This is a genomic window from Paenibacillus stellifer (genome assembly GCF_000758685.1).
Taxonomy (GTDB): Bacteria; Bacillota; Bacilli; order Paenibacillales; family Paenibacillaceae; genus Paenibacillus_AQ; species Paenibacillus_AQ stellifer.
Map to the genome: position 1 here is coordinate 793,820 of NZ_CP009286.1, position 14,484 is coordinate 808,303.

The 14,484-nt window shown below is 57.5% G+C and carries 10 protein-coding genes; all 10 read left to right on the forward strand.

The genetic code is table 11. From position 1 onward, the window contains the following. Positions 1–3: 3 nt before the first annotated feature. Positions 4–693, forward strand: a complete 690-nt coding sequence (gene purQ, locus PSTEL_RS03795) for a phosphoribosylformylglycinamidine synthase subunit PurQ (RefSeq protein WP_038693572.1) — start codon at positions 4–6, stop codon at positions 691–693. Continuing rightward, positions 671–2,917 (forward strand): phosphoribosylformylglycinamidine synthase subunit PurL, encoded by a 2,247-nt coding sequence (purL, locus tag PSTEL_RS03800; RefSeq protein ID WP_038693574.1) that lies wholly within the window; start codon positions 671–673, stop codon positions 2,915–2,917. The genes purQ and purL overlap by 23 nt, the downstream gene beginning before the upstream one ends. Then, entirely contained in the window at positions 2,902–4,398 is a 1,497-nt protein-coding gene (gene purF / locus PSTEL_RS03805) for an amidophosphoribosyltransferase (protein WP_038693576.1), read from the forward strand. Before purL ends, purF begins: the two co-directional genes overlap by 16 nt. A gap of 186 nt (positions 4,399–4,584) precedes the next feature. Further along, positions 4,585–5,025 (forward strand): hypothetical protein, encoded by a 441-nt coding sequence (locus tag PSTEL_RS03810; protein ID WP_038693578.1) that lies wholly within the window; start codon positions 4,585–4,587, stop codon positions 5,023–5,025. Between the two features lie 14 nt (positions 5,026–5,039). After that, positions 5,040–6,083 carry a phosphoribosylformylglycinamidine cyclo-ligase gene (gene purM / locus PSTEL_RS03815; RefSeq protein ID WP_038693580.1) on the forward strand — a complete coding sequence of 348 codons (1,044 nt, stop codon included), beginning with the start codon at positions 5,040–5,042 and terminating at the stop codon, positions 6,081–6,083. Beyond that, complete coding sequence (gene purN / locus PSTEL_RS03820; RefSeq protein ID WP_038700089.1) at positions 6,083–6,697, forward strand: phosphoribosylglycinamide formyltransferase; 615 nt, start codon at positions 6,083–6,085, stop codon at positions 6,695–6,697. Before purM ends, purN begins: the two co-directional genes overlap by 1 nt. A 356-nt stretch (positions 6,698–7,053) precedes the next feature. After that, entirely contained in the window at positions 7,054–8,601 is a 1,548-nt protein-coding gene (gene purH, locus PSTEL_RS03825; protein ID WP_038693582.1) for a bifunctional phosphoribosylaminoimidazolecarboxamide formyltransferase/IMP cyclohydrolase, read from the forward strand. 25 nt (positions 8,602–8,626) lie between these two features. Beyond that, entirely contained in the window at positions 8,627–9,895 is a 1,269-nt protein-coding gene (gene purD, locus PSTEL_RS03830; RefSeq protein WP_038693584.1) for a phosphoribosylamine--glycine ligase, read from the forward strand. Between the two features lie 368 nt (positions 9,896–10,263). Then, positions 10,264–11,595 (forward strand): SEC-C metal-binding domain-containing protein, encoded by a 1,332-nt coding sequence (locus PSTEL_RS03835; protein WP_038693586.1) that lies wholly within the window; start codon positions 10,264–10,266, stop codon positions 11,593–11,595. A 500-nt stretch (positions 11,596–12,095) separates the two neighbouring features. Then, positions 12,096–14,363, forward strand: a complete 2,268-nt coding sequence (locus PSTEL_RS03845) for a methyl-accepting chemotaxis protein (protein ID WP_169744530.1) — start codon at positions 12,096–12,098, stop codon at positions 14,361–14,363. The last annotated feature ends 121 nt before the right edge of the window (positions 14,364–14,484 follow it).

Sequence of the window (14,484 nt, forward strand, 5' to 3'; positions counted from 1 at the left end):
TTCATGAAATTTGCTGTGCTTGTGTTCCCCGGCTCCAACTGTGATATCGACTGCTACAAAGCAGTGCAAGATACGCTCGGCGAGCCAGTCGATTACGTGTGGCACACGACTACCGACCTGTCGGCTTATGACTGCATTCTCGTTCCCGGCGGTTTCTCTTACGGCGACTATCTGCGCTGCGGCGCGATTTCGCGCTTCGCTCCGGTGATGAACGAGGTGGCGAAGGCGGCTGAAGAGGGCAAATTCGTCCTTGGCATCTGCAACGGCTTCCAGATTCTAACCGAGGCGGGTCTGCTTCCGGGCGCGCTGCTCCGCAACAATTCGATGAAATTCCGATGTCACGATACAACGCTTAAGGTTGTGAATAACACAACCCCGTTTACGACCGACTTCGCCGAAGGCGAAGAAATCATCATTCCGATCGCTCACGGAGAAGGCAACTACTACTGCGATGAAGAAACGCTGGCCGAGCTGAAAGCAAATAACCAGATCGTCTTCACCTATACCAATAACCCCAACGGCTCTCTGGCCGACATTGCGGGGATCTGTAATAAAAAGGGCAACGTCGTCGGCATGATGCCCCATCCGGAACGCGCAGTCAGCACCCTGCTGGGCTCCGAGGACGGCAAACGGATGTTCACCTCAATTTTGAAGACCTGGAGGGATTCGCATGGCACAGCAAGTGTCCGTTAAGGAACCGACTGCGGAGCAGATTAAGGATCAGAAGATTTACAGCCAGTTCGGCGTGTCGGACAGCGAATACGAGCTGATCTGCGGATTCATGGGACGCCTTCCGAACTATACGGAAATCGGCGTGTTCAGCGTAATGTGGTCCGAGCACTGCGCCTACAAGAACTCGAAGCCGCTGCTGAAGCGGTTCCCGATCAGCGGACCGAAGGTCCTCATGGGACCGGGCGAAGGCGCGGGTATTGTAGATATCGGCGACAACCAGGCTGTTGTGTTCAAAATCGAGAGCCACAACCATCCATCCGCCGTTGAGCCGTATCAGGGCGCGGCGACGGGCGTGGGCGGGATTATCCGCGATATTTTTTCGATGGGCGCAAGACCGGTCGCCGTCCTGAACTCCCTGCGATTTGGCAAACTGGAGAGCGAACGGACGAAATATCTGTTCGAGCATGTCGTATCCGGCATCGCAGGCTATGGCAACTGTATCGGTATTCCGACGGTCGGCGGCGAGGTGATGTTCGACGACAGCTATGACGGCAATCCACTCGTCAACGCTATGTGCGTCGGCCTGATCGATCATGACAAGATTCAGCGCGGCGTCGCCAAAGGCGTCGGCAACCCCGTGTTCTATGTCGGCCCGCCAACGGGGCGTGACGGCATTCACGGCGCAACCTTCGCATCGGTCGAGCTGAGCGAAGAGTCGGAAGAGAAACGTTCGGCTGTTCAGGTCGGCGACCCGTTCATGGAGAAGCTCGTTATGGAAGCCTGTCTTGAACTGATCGACAGCGGCATCGTGCTCGGTATTCAGGACATGGGCGCGGCGGGTCTGACCTGCTCCAGCTCGGAAATGGCGAGCAAGGCGGGCAACGGCCTGGAGCTGTATCTTGATCAGGTTCCGCAGCGTGAGGAAGGCATGACGCCTTACGAAATGATGCTCTCGGAATCCCAGGAACGCATGCTGTTCGTCGTTGAGCCGAAGGATGAAGCCCAGGCTCAGGAAATCTTCGACCGCTGGGGCGTCATCTGCTGCAAGGTCGGCAAGGTTACGGACGACGGCCGTCTGAAGCTGTTCCATCACGGCGAAGTTGTCGGCGACATGCCGGTAACAGCACTCGTGGACGAGTGCCCGGTATATAACAAACCTTCTGCCGTACCTGCCTACTACGAGGAGAACGCCTCCGTTGATACGCTTCGCTACGAAGAAGTGAAGGATCTGGGCGGTGCGCTGAAAAAAGTGCTGGCCTCTCCGACAGTAGCGAGCAAGGCATGGATTTATAACCAGTACGACTATATGGTCCGCACCAGTACGGCGGTTCGTCCAGGCTCTGACGCTGCGGTCGTGACGATTCACGGCACACGCAAAGGTCTGGCGATGACGACGGACTGCAACGGTCGCTTTGTGTATTTGGACCCGGAAGTCGGTGGCAAAATCGCGACTGCTGAAGCTGCGCGCAACATCGTCTGCTCCGGCGGACAGCCGCTTGCAATCACCGACAACCTGAATTTCGGCAGTCCCGAGAAGCCGGATATTTTCTGGCAGATGGAACGCGCCGTAGACGGCATGGCGGAAGCCTGCCGCGTGCTGGAGACCCCGGTTATTGGCGGCAACGTCAGTCTCTATAATGAAAATGCTACCGGTGCGATCTACCCGACGCCGGTCGTCGGCATGGTCGGACTTGTTGAAGATACGGATCATATCACAACTCAGGGCTTCAAGAACGAGGGAGATCAGATTCTGCTGCTCGGCGACACCTTCGCAGAGCTTGGCGGCAGCGAGTTCCAATACGCCGTTCACGGCGTAACGGAAGGACGCCCGCCGGCGATCGACCTCGCCACCGAGCGCAAGCTGCTTGACGCCGTGCTTGGCGCGATCAAGAAAGGGCTTGTGGCGTCGGCGCATGACCTGTCCGAAGGCGGCCTTGCAGCCGCACTGGCCGAGAGCTGCATCAGCGGCCGTGTCGGCGCGAATGTTGAGCTGTCCGCAAACGGACTGCGTTCCGATGTGGCGCTGTTCAGCGAGAGCCAATCGCGCATCCTGCTGACGGCTGCAAGCGCCAAGGCCGAAGAGCTTCGCGCCTGCATCGAAGCTGCCGGCGTACCGGTCGAGAACATCGGAACGGTCGGCGGAGAGCGTCTGCGGGTGCATCTGGACGGCGCTTCCGCGCTGGACGAACCGGTATCGGAGCTGACCACCATTTGGGAGGATGCTATTCCATGTCTTATGAAATAAAGACCGGGAACAAGCAGGGAGAACACCTCCTGTGGACCGGCGACTTTTACAATGAAGGTACGGGCTCGGGAGACATATTCGACACACTCAAGGAAGAATGCGGCGTATTCGGGGTCTACGGACACCCGGAAGCCGCTTCCATGTCCTATTACGGCCTGCACGCGCTGCAGCACCGCGGCGAGGAGAGCGCGGGAATCTGCGTCGCGAACGGCAGGGATTTCAATTATCACCGGGGCATGGGTCTGGTTAAAGAAGTTTTTGATAAGGATAAAATACAGTCGCTGGTCGGCGACATGTCCATCGGACATGTCCGCTATTCCACCAGCGGCGACAGCCGGCTGACGAATGCGCAGCCGCTGGTCTTCAAATACCGCGACGGCGATCTCGCGATCGCGACGAACGGGAACATCGTGAACGAGCCTGTAATCCGGCGTCAGCTGGAGAGCAGCGGCTCGATCTTCCAGACGACGAGCGACACCGAGGTGCTGGCGCATCTCATCGCCCGTTCGCCGAAGGAGTTCGTCGAAGCGGCCAAGGATGCGCTCCGCCAGCTGGTGGGGGGCTTCGCGTTCCTGCTGATGACGAACGACAAGCTGCTCGTCGCTTCCGATCCGAACGGCCTGCGGCCGCTCGTGATGGGACGGGTTGGCGAGGCGTATATTTTCGCCTCCGAATCCTGCGCGCTTGAGACGATTGGCGCGGAGCTGGTCCGCGACATTCAGCCGGGCGAGATGCTGATTCTGGACGAGAACGGCCTCACGGAGGACCGCTTCGCCGAGCCGGCGCGCAAGGCGCTCTGCGCGATGGAGTATATCTACTTCGCGCGCCCGGACAGCGACATGAACGGCTCCAATCTGCATGCCGCGCGCAAGCGGATGGGCAGCCGCCTGGCGCTGGAAGGCTTCGTCGATGCCGACATCGTAACCGGCGTGCCGGATTCCAGCATCTCCGCTGCCATCGGCTACGCGGAGCAGACGGGCATTCCGTATGAGCTCGGACTGATCAAGAACAAATACACGGGCCGGACCTTTATCCAGCCCAGCCAGGAGCTGCGCGAGCAGGGCGTCAAGATGAAGCTCAGCGCCGTCCGGCGCGTCGTCGAAGGCCAGCGGGTCGTCATGATCGACGACTCCATCGTGCGCGGCACGACCTCGCGGCGGATCGTCAATCTGCTGCGTGAGGCGGGCGCTACCGAGGTGCATGTGCGGATTACATCGCCGCCCTTCAAGAACCCGTGTTTCTACGGCATCGATACGCCGGACCGGCGGGAGCTGATCGCTTCCCGCCAGTCCATCGAAGAGATGCGGAAGGAAATCAACGCCGACTCCCTGTCATTCCTGTCGCCTGAAGGACTGATTCAGTCCATCGGCGGCGGCAACGCCGGCGATTACAAAGGTGGACTGTGCCTGTCCTGCTTCGACAATGATTACCCGACGCAGGTTGATTTCGGCGGGCAAGAGAAGGAAGGCTGCGGCTGCTAATTGGGGACCACCCCCTAAATCCCCCTGCCAGGGGGACCCCGGAGGGCCCCGGCCCTCCGGCCACCCGGAATTTTTGGCGGAATGGTGTTTGGTTTGTAACGATGGTGAGCGATGTTCGAGCGCTGAGCGCGTCCGTCCCAGCCTTCCGCTGGCGCGGAAGGCTGGGACACGCTTTGGTGGCGCAGCGTGCTGCGGCTCCTTCGGGTCGCCGCAGGGTTGCTCGACCGGCCCCAGCCTGTTCGCTTCGCGAATGCGTTGGCCGGTCTCGGCAGTTGCGAAGGTCCGCTGCTTCGTATGCGGATCAGATCTCTGCGGCTCCTTCGGGTCGCCGCAGGGGGCTTGGCCGGCCTTAACCTGTTCGCTACGCGAATGCGCTGGCCGGCCTCGCCTTTGGAGCCGGGGCGCCTGAATAGAGGCGCCCGGCTCTTATGCTGCTCCTCCTACGATTCAGGAGGAGGCGCCACGAAGAGGAAGATTGGAACTGGAGAAGCGATAGCGTTCGCCTTTATAGTTGGATTTCAACCGCTTGGCGGTTCAATAAGGAAATCCAACTATAACAGCGATCGGAAGTCCAAGCTGTCCGCGCAAGTGGCGGCTCTGATCGGAATCTCTCCCCCCACTACTTGAAATGAGGTGTCCAAGTGTCGGAAGCTTATAAAAACGCCGGTGTCGATATTGCGGCGGGCAATGAAGCGGTTGAACGGATGAAGAAGCATGTGAAGCGCACGTTCCGTCCGGAGGTTATGACGGAGCTGGGCGGCTTCGGCGCCCTGTTCGGCCTGAATAAGGATAAATACGAGGAGCCGGTGCTCGTATCGGGAACCGACGGCGTCGGCACGAAGCTGAAGATCGCCTTCGCGGCGGACCGCCACGATACGATCGGCATCGATGCGGTCGCCATGTGCGTGAACGATATCGTCGTGCAGGGCGCGGAGCCGCTCTTCTTCCTCGATTATCTGGCCTGCGACAAGGTCGTGCCAGAGAAGATCGAAGCCATCGTGTCGGGCATCGCCGAAGGCTGCTATCAGGCGGGCTGTGCGCTGATCGGCGGCGAGACGGCGGAAATGCCGGGCATGTACGCGGAAGGCGAGTACGACATCGCCGGCTTCACAGTCGGCGTGGCGGACAAAGCCAAGCTGGTGACAGGCGAGAGCATCAAGCCCGGCGATACAGTCATCGGACTTGCGTCGAGCGGCGTGCATAGCAACGGGTTCTCGCTGGTTCGCAAGCTTTTGCTGGACGGAGAAGGCGGATATGGCCTGGATGAAGTGCTGCCTGAACTGGGCGCGCCTCTGGCCGATGTGCTGCTGGCTCCGACCAAAATCTATGTGAAGCCATTGCTCGCCCTGCTGGAGCGTATTCAGGTGAAGGGGATGGCGCATATTACGGGCGGAGGCTTCATCGAGAACATCCCGCGTACGCTTCCGGAAGGCGTGAACGTGCAGATCGAATACGGCTCCTGGCCGATTCTGCCGGTCTTTGGCCTCTTGCAGAGCAAGGGAGGCGTGAGCAACCGCGACATGTTCACCACTTTCAACATGGGCATCGGACTCGTGCTGGTGGTGGACTCGGCGCAAGCGGACGAAGCTCTCAAGCTGCTGAAGGACAGCGGCGAGGAAGCGTATGTCATCGGCGCCGTAACGGAAGGCGAACGAAAGGTTACCTTTAAGGGAGCCGAAGTATGATGGATTTCAGCCGGATCGCCGTGTTCGCCTCGGGAACGGGCAGCAATTTTGCGGCGCTGGCGAAGGCGCAGGAAGAAGGACGGCTTGGGGGCGGGCGGATTGAGCTGCTCGTATCCGACCGGCCTGAAGCGCCGGTGGCGAAGCGGGCGGAGGAAGCAGGAATTCCCTCGCTGCTGCTTCGGCCCAAGGAATTTGCAAGCCGCAAGGAATACGAGGAGCAGATTGTAGAGGAACTGCGGCGTCGTGAGATCGGCCTGATCGTGCTGGCCGGATATATGCGGCTGATCACCCCGGTCCTGCTGGAACCGTACGCGGGCCGGATTGTGAACATCCACCCGTCGCTGCTTCCGGCCTTTGCCGGCAAGGACGCGATCGGGCAGGCGCTGGAATACGGCGTGAAGCTGACGGGCGTGACGGTGCATTTTGTCGATGGCGGCATGGATACAGGTCCGGTTATCGCGCAACGCGCCGTTGCCGTGGAAGACGGCGATACGGCGGATACGCTGGCGCAGCGCATTCATGAGGTCGAATATGAGCTCTACCCTGAGGTGGTCGCGGCGTTCGCCGCTGGCCGGGTCACGCTGGAAGGCCGAGTGGCGACAATCCGGGCCTAAACCAACGTCATCGATACGATGGATACGAGAAGGCGCGCTTGCGGTCATAACCGCGAGCCCTGACGAATAAGCAGAGTAAAGGCGGACATGCCGCGAGACTTGAGGCTTTTTCGACAGAGATGAATGCAGCTTCGATATTTCTCGGGAAATACCGCAGCGCCTCCTGTCGGGAGCTGTATGCCAAACTGCCGCCCCGGCTTGAATCCTAGCGGGTGGAGGTGCCCGGAGAATGCTGATTCATTCCGTTCATTCATCGGGTGAATGTCGGTTCATCGTTTCCCTTAATGATTGATACAGTTCATGTTTTATCCCGTTAACAGCCAACAGCAGGTCAATATGGAGGAGGATTATACAAAGTGAGTATCAAAAGAGCGCTGGTCAGCGTATCGGACAAACAGGGCATCGTGGATTTTTGCCGCGAGCTGTCGAGTCTTGGTGTTGAGATCATTTCGACGGGCGGAACGAGCACCCTTCTCGCCAAGGAAGGCGTGCCGGTTATCGGCATTTCTGACGTAACAGGCTTCCCGGAGATTATGGATGGCCGCGTGAAGACGCTGCATCCGGCAGTGCACAGCGGACTGTTGGCTGTACGCGACAACGAAGAGCATACGCGCCAGATGAAGGAACTGGGCCTGGATTACATCGACCTTGTCGTTGTTAATCTGTATCCTTTTGCCGCAACCATCGCCAAACCGGATGTTACTTATGAGGAAGCGATCGAGAACATCGACATCGGCGGACCGACCATGCTGCGTTCGGCGGCGAAGAACCATGCTTTCGTCAGTGTAGTGGTCGATTCGGCCGACTACGGGCAGGTGCTGGAAGAAATTCGCGCCGGCGGCGACACGACGCTTGAAACCCGCAAACGGCTTGCGGCCAAAGTCTTCCGCCACACGGCGGCATACGACGCCCTGATTTCCGATTATCTGTCGAACGTGACCGGCGATCCGCTGCCGGAGCGCTTTACCGTTACTTATGAGAAGATCCAGGACCTGCGCTATGGAGAGAATCCGCATCAGAAAGCAGCGTTCTACCGCAAGCCGCTGGCGTCCGGCGCATCGCTGACGACAGCCGAGCAGCTGCACGGCAAGGAGCTGTCCTACAACAATATTAATGACGCCAACGCGGCACTGCAGATCGTCAAGGAATTTGATGAACCGGCTGTCGTTGCCGTGAAGCATATGAACCCTTGCGGAGTGGGTGTGGGCGAGAGCATTCTGAATGCGTTCCAAAAAGCCTATGATGCCGACCCGGTCTCCATCTTCGGCGGCATTGTGGCTGCGAACCGCTATATTGATTCCGATACGGCGAATCTCTTGAAGGATATCTTCCTGGAGATCGTTCTGGCTCCCGGGTTCACCGATGAAGCGCTTGAGATTCTCACGAAGAAGAAGAACATCCGCCTGCTGAAGATCAGCGAGCTGGGCGCGGCGGCCGACCGCAAGAGCAGCCTGGTTATCACGACCGTCGAAGGCGGAATGGTTGTACAGGACAGCGACGTGCATTCCATCGCGGCGGATGACCTGCAGGTTGTTACCGACCGGAAGCCAACCGAAGAAGAGCTGAAGCAGCTGCTGTTCGGCTGGAAGGTCGTGAAGCATGTGAAGTCCAATGCGATTGTGCTGGCTGCAGACAACATGACAGTTGGCGTCGGAGCGGGACAGATGAACCGCGTAGGCTCCGCGAAGATCGCCATTGAGCAGGCGGGAGATAAAGCGAAGGGCGCCGTGCTGGCATCCGACGCGTTCTTCCCGATGGGCGATACGGTGGAGGAAGCAGCCAAAGCGGGAATCACCGCCATCATCCAGCCGGGCGGTTCCGTCCGTGACGAGGAATCCATCAAAGCGGCGAATGAGCATGGCATTGCGATGGTCTTCACCGGCGTTCGTCACTTTAAACACTAGAACCGACCGGAGGTTGTAAAGAACCATGGATATTTTGGTTATCGGAGGCGGCGGACGGGAGCATGCCATATGCTGGAGCCTGTCCAAGAGCCCCAGAGCGGACAAAATTTACTGCGCGCCCGGCAATGCCGGGATCGCGCAGATTGCGGAATGCGTGCCGATCGGCGTGTTCGAGTTCGACAAGCAGGCGGCTTTTGCCAAGGAGAAGCAAGTCGGGCTTGTCGTGATAGGCCCGGATGATCCGCTGGCCGCAGGGATTGTGGACCATCTGGAGGGCGAAGGCCTGCGCGTCTTCGGCCCGCGCAAGAACGCGGCGGAGATCGAAGGCAGCAAGGCTTTCATGAAGGATCTGCTGCAAAAATATAATATTCCAACCGCTGCTTACCGCAAGTTCACGGAGTATGAAGAGGCGCTGGCTTACCTTCGGGAGCAGCCGATTCCGGTTGTGATCAAGGCGGACGGCCTTGCCGCAGGCAAGGGCGTGACGGTTGCTTACTCCAGAGAAGAGGCCGAGCAGGCGCTTCAGGATATGATGGTGTCCCGCGTGTTCGGCGAAGCCGGAAGCCAGGTCGTCATTGAGGAATTCCTTGCCGGGCAGGAGATGTCGATCCTGGCCTTCGTGGACGGCGAGACTGTGCTGCCAATGCCGGCGGCGCAGGACCATAAGCCGGTCTTTGACGGCGACAAGGGACCGAACACGGGCGGAATGGGAACGTACTCCCCGCTTCCGCATATTGACAGTGCGATTATCGAGCAGTCGATCGAGACGATCATCAAGCCGACGGCCAAGGCGATGGTGTCCGAGGGACGTCCTTTCCGCGGAGTGCTGTTCGCGGGACTGATGATCTCTCCGGACGGAACGCCGAAGACGGTGGAGTTCAACGCCCGTTTTGGCGACCCGGAGACTCAAGTCGTGCTGCCGAGACTGAAGAGCGATCTGCTGGATATTTTCGAGGCGGCCATCGAAGGACGGCTCGGGGAGATGAACATCGAGTGGAGCGAGGAAGCGGCGGTCTGCGTCGTGCTGGCTTCGGCGGGCTATCCGGGCTCTTATAAGAATGGGCTTCCGATCGAGGGGCTGGAGGAGGCTGGACAAGATGGACTTATTTTTCATGCGGGAACGGCCTTTGACGAAGGCGGCCGCGTAGTGACCAGCGGAGGCCGGGTGCTGGGCGTTGTAGGCCGGGGAGCCGGAATCGCAGAAGCTCGCGCCGCCGCCTATGAGGCTGCGGGCAAGATTGCATTCGAAGGCAAGCAGAACCGCAGCGACATTGCGGCCAAAGCCCTGGTCTAGAGGGATAACGGTTGTATGTCGTGTGCCTCACAGATTTCACAAATTTTTATGTTAAAAGTCCCGAAAAAAGACTGACAAGCCGGGATTGAGATGCTATAATAGCATTCGTACGGGGGAAAATGTACGGATATATACAGAATGAAGGGTCTTTCCAAATATGGAGAGGCCCTTTTTAAATATAAGAATGAATAAGCTTCGCACTTATCATCGCCTTCTATTTCTCGGTAAACGCACGGCGTCTAAGGACGCCATAAGGCGTTTATCCTTGAATGCTGAAATGCTATAATGATAAACGAAAGTCCAGAGAGAGCATACATATCGGGGTGGGCTGTTTGCCTGTGCTGTAAAGATTTAAGGAGGAATCAGTTTTGAGTAAGATCGGAAGAAATGAGCCGTGTCCTTGCGGAAGCGGAAAAAAATATAAAAAGTGCTGCATGGAAGCCGACAAGGCGGCATGGAGCGCGAACCAGGATGTCGTCGTCTTGCCGGCAGAGCCCGTAGCAGTCGGAACGGTGGCCCCGCTTGAGTCGGGGCCGGTGGCAATCGCAGAAGCCAAAGCGCCTGCGAAGGAACTGAAGCTTACGCTGCCCAAGCTGAGAAAGATGGTCTCCCGCGAGCTTGAATGGGAGCATCCGTCCCATCAGCAGCTGGGACTCACGCTGATCGAGCAAATGAAAGCTGAATATGACAAGGAGCTTATTGCGGAAGGACTGATGCTCTGGAACGGCTATTCGCGCATGGTGAAGCCTGTCGTCAAGAAGGAAGGCGCCTTCTGCGCGGCGATTGAGTATTTGCTGTCCGAGGAATACGGCTTCATGATTACCCAGGGAGACCTTGCCCTGAAATATGAGGTGACGGCAGCAACGGTTGCCCGTCGTTTCAAGGAACTGACGGCATACATGGAGGAATATGAAATCGGAGAAACCAATGAAATGCTTCCGTCCGAGATCGTTATCGCTTCATTGAAAGGCGATGCATCGGAGAAGGCCGAGGAGCTGCTGGACAGAGCGGTGCTGGCCGGCTCGCCGAAATCAAGGGTGCAGTTCGCCCGGGCGGTGCTTGAGCTCGACCCGGACCGTATGGAGGCTTATGCGATTCTGGCCGAAGAAGCGCAAGACGAATCCGAGGCGAGAGACCTGATCCGTAGCGGTATCGAAGCCGGAAGACGCAAGCTGGGCGAGGATCTCTTCCAGGAGGCCAAAGGCTTGTTCTGGGTCATTCCCGAAGCCCGGCCGTATGTGCGGCTCTGCCACAGCTATGCGGAGTCCTGCTGGTTCGGCGGGAAGACGAAAGAGGCTGCTGCCATGCTGGAGCATATTCTGGAGATTGATTCTGATGATCATACGGGGTCTCGCTATCTGCTGCCCGCCGTATATCTGTATGACAACCGGCTTGATGAAGCGGAAGAACGGCTCGAACACTTTGCCGAAGATGACCAGGCTGCGGCTTATGCCTATGACCGGATGGTGCTGGAGTTCAAACGCCACGGTGCAACCGCCCGGCTGAAAATGCTGTACCGGGTAGCCCAGGGCGTGAACAAGCATGTTCCGGATTATTTGCTGGGAGCCCGGATGCTGCCGCACAGCCTGCCGGATTATATCGGTGTAGGGGATGCGAACGAGGCGGTCTGGTACGTCATTCTTCATTCCCGGCTGTGGACAAGCGTGCCGGAGCTGCTGAAATGGATGCTGAAGCAGTAGAGCTCTTCCATAAAATGACCAAAACAAAAGCCTTTACCCTTGGGGTAGAGGCTTTTTTTGAAATTAGCATGCTGCATCATTCAAATAGGAGCATATGGTATCACTCCATAAATTTATGTGCAAAGCATAGAAACAAATATTTATAAACTTCTTGTTTAAAAATGCGGCTCTATACTCCCCGAAAACGCTCTTGTCCGCCAAGAAATACCACCAGGCCGTTATCCTCATGCCATTAATTTCGTTATCATCCCGCTTGTACATATTTTAGACACTACTTCTGAGAGAAAACCTGACATACCATTAAAATCGGATATTTGAGTTCCGATATTCTTAATTATCGGCTTAGTTATAGAAAACCTAATTTGAGCAGCTACACTTTGTTCGGCTGCAGCCGGAAACGGCTGGAGGAATGAGGTGCATTTGTGCTAGATAAAGAAGAAAACTCAAATGGTTTTCTGAAAAAATTAACATTTTTATCATTTATGAATGCCGAAGGCGGGATGACTATGGTACAAAAGGTAACGCCAACCGAAGAACTGCATAATGAGGGGAAAGAACAAGGGGAGACGCGTCCATCCGGAACGGGGAAATCCGGACTTAAACGTCTGCTGACGCCAAGACTCGGGGAAGACGAGGCTAAGCGGAATCGGCGCGCTGCCGGACCGGACCCTTCCGGGGATGGTCCTAAGAAATCGCCAGACTTCCGAAGCAGATGGAAGCAAGCCCTTGGTGGCTTCACGGAAATGGGTATTCGCAGAAAGCTGTTCCTGTCGGTTATTGCGGCGGCTGTACTGATTCTTCTAGTAATGTCGAGTGTGATTTATAACCGGGCGAAGAGTATCATCGTGGAAGATCTCAACCAGTCTCTGAACTATGAGAAAATGCAGATCGCCTCGAAGGTGACGGAGTTGCTTCAGCCAGCGGGAGACAACGTGCAATCGATCGGGGCCAACGCGTACATCCGGGATTATATTAAGGGCGTTACATCCGCCGACAATGTTAAGACAACCAAAGGGTACAGCGAGCTGATCCGTTCGCTTACCTTCATGAAGGAGAGCAACAAGGATCTGCTAAATGTGTATATCGGGCTGGATGGCATCAACAAGCTCATTACGCAGGACGAGTTCGAGCCGCCGGCCGACTATAATATGAAGGAACGTGGCTGGTATGCCACAACGGTGAAGAACAACGGATTAACAGTGACCGATCCTTACATCGACGTCACTTCCGGCAAAATGGTAGTTACGGTCAGCGCGCCCATTACTGATGACAACGGCAAGCTGAACGGTGTGGCGGGCGCCGATATCTCCACGCAGCAGATTACCGAGACGCTGAAGCATTTCAACTACAAAGGCAGCGGATACGCCCTGCTGGTCGACAAGACGGGGGCGTTCATCTACCATCCGGACAGCGACTATATTCTGATGAAGAAGATGAGCGATCTCGGAGCCGACTGGAAGGCGGTCGGCGACCGGATGGTGCAGTGGGGCTCCGGCGTCGTCAAGACCAAGATAGACGGTCATGCCATGTATGTATCCTATGCTCCCGCTGTGGACAAGCAATGGGCGGTTGCCCTTCTTGTACCGGCGGGTGATGCGGAGAAGCAACTGAGAGTCTTCCAGCTTATTTTCGTGCTGTCGATTCTCAGTTCGGTCGTTGTGCTCGGTCTTCTGCTCTTCTTCCTGTCCGGCAGTATTCTGAAGCCGATTCCGGTTCTGACGGAAGCCTTCCAGAAAGCTGCGGCTGGCGATCTGACGGCGCGGGCCTCTCTTCAGGTTAAGGGGCAGATGGGGGTTCTGGTGAACGGCTTCAATGAAATGGTGGCGGCCCAGCAGAAGATGATTGGCGAGGTTGTGCACAGCTCCCGCGGCATTTCGGAGGCTGTACACAATACGGAGGGCAACGTATCGTCATTGGATGACAGTATAGCGGATATCTCAGCTATCACCGAGGAATTATCCGCCGGCATGCAGCAGTCGGCGGCCTCGATGCAGGAGCTTAATGCCAGCACGCTTGAAATCGAGAATGCGATTCATGCGATCGCGGACAAAGCCAATCAGGGTGCGGGCTCGGCCAAGGAGATCAATGCCCGGGCCGAGAGTCTCAAGGAATCGGCGCTGGAATCCAGAACGGCGGCGGAGCGGCATTATGGCAAGAGCGAGGAGAAGCTGCGGAAGGCGATCGAGGATTCGGCTTCGATTGAGCAGATCAAGGTGCTGACAACGGCCATTCTGGATATCGCCGCGCAGACGAATCTGCTCTCGCTGAACGCATCCATCGAAGCGGCTCGGGCAGGAGAGGCGGGCAGAGGCTTCGCCGTTGTGGCGGAAGAAATCCGGAAGCTGTCCGAAAGCTCCCGTACCGCCGTCAGCGAGATCATGGAGGTAACAGGAGCGGTTGTGGCCGCTGTAGGCAGTCTCGTGGAAGGCGCGGAGGACATGCTGAGCTTCGTGGACAAGCAGGTCATGCGGGATTATGACGCCATGCAGCAGACGGGCTTCCAGTACAGCGACGATGCCAGATACGTCGAGGAGCTCGTCACCGACCTCAGCGCAACGACCGAGCAGCTCCTGGCGTCCATCCAGAGCATGTTAAGCGCCATTGGCGAGACGACAGCCGCCACGAGCGAAGGGGCGGAAGGAGCCGGCAGCATTGCGTCCGGCGCGGAACAGATCATCGCCCAGTCCGGCAGCATTGTAGCGGAGATGGAGCAGATCCGCAGCGGCGCGGCCGCGCTTCTGGGCACGGTATCCCGCTTCAAAGCCTGATGCTCTTGCGAGCTCCGGCGTGATTGATGGCAGCTTCCCGGTTGCGGCAGAATGCTTCTGCGGCAGCCGGGATTTTTTGCGCAAATCCATGCATGTATAAGTCGGGCGTTCCACAGTGGTC

Excerpts from the sequence above, each read along its gene's own strand:
- purQ (WP_038693572.1), top strand. The coding sequence starts at position 4 with ATGAAATTTGCTGTGCTTGTGTTCCCCGGCTCCAACTGTGATATCGAC.
- purL (WP_038693574.1), top strand. The coding sequence starts at position 671 with ATGGCACAGCAAGTGTCCGTTAAGGAACCGACTGCGGAGCAGATTAAG.
- purF (WP_038693576.1), top strand. The coding sequence starts at position 2,902 with ATGTCTTATGAAATAAAGACCGGGAACAAGCAGGGAGAACACCTCCTG.
- purN (WP_038700089.1), top strand. The coding sequence starts at position 6,083 with ATGGATTTCAGCCGGATCGCCGTGTTCGCCTCGGGAACGGGCAGCAAT.
- purD (WP_038693584.1), top strand. The coding sequence starts at position 8,627 with ATGGATATTTTGGTTATCGGAGGCGGCGGACGGGAGCATGCCATATGC.
- PSTEL_RS03845 (WP_169744530.1), top strand. The coding sequence starts at position 12,096 with ATGACTATGGTACAAAAGGTAACGCCAACCGAAGAACTGCATAATGAG.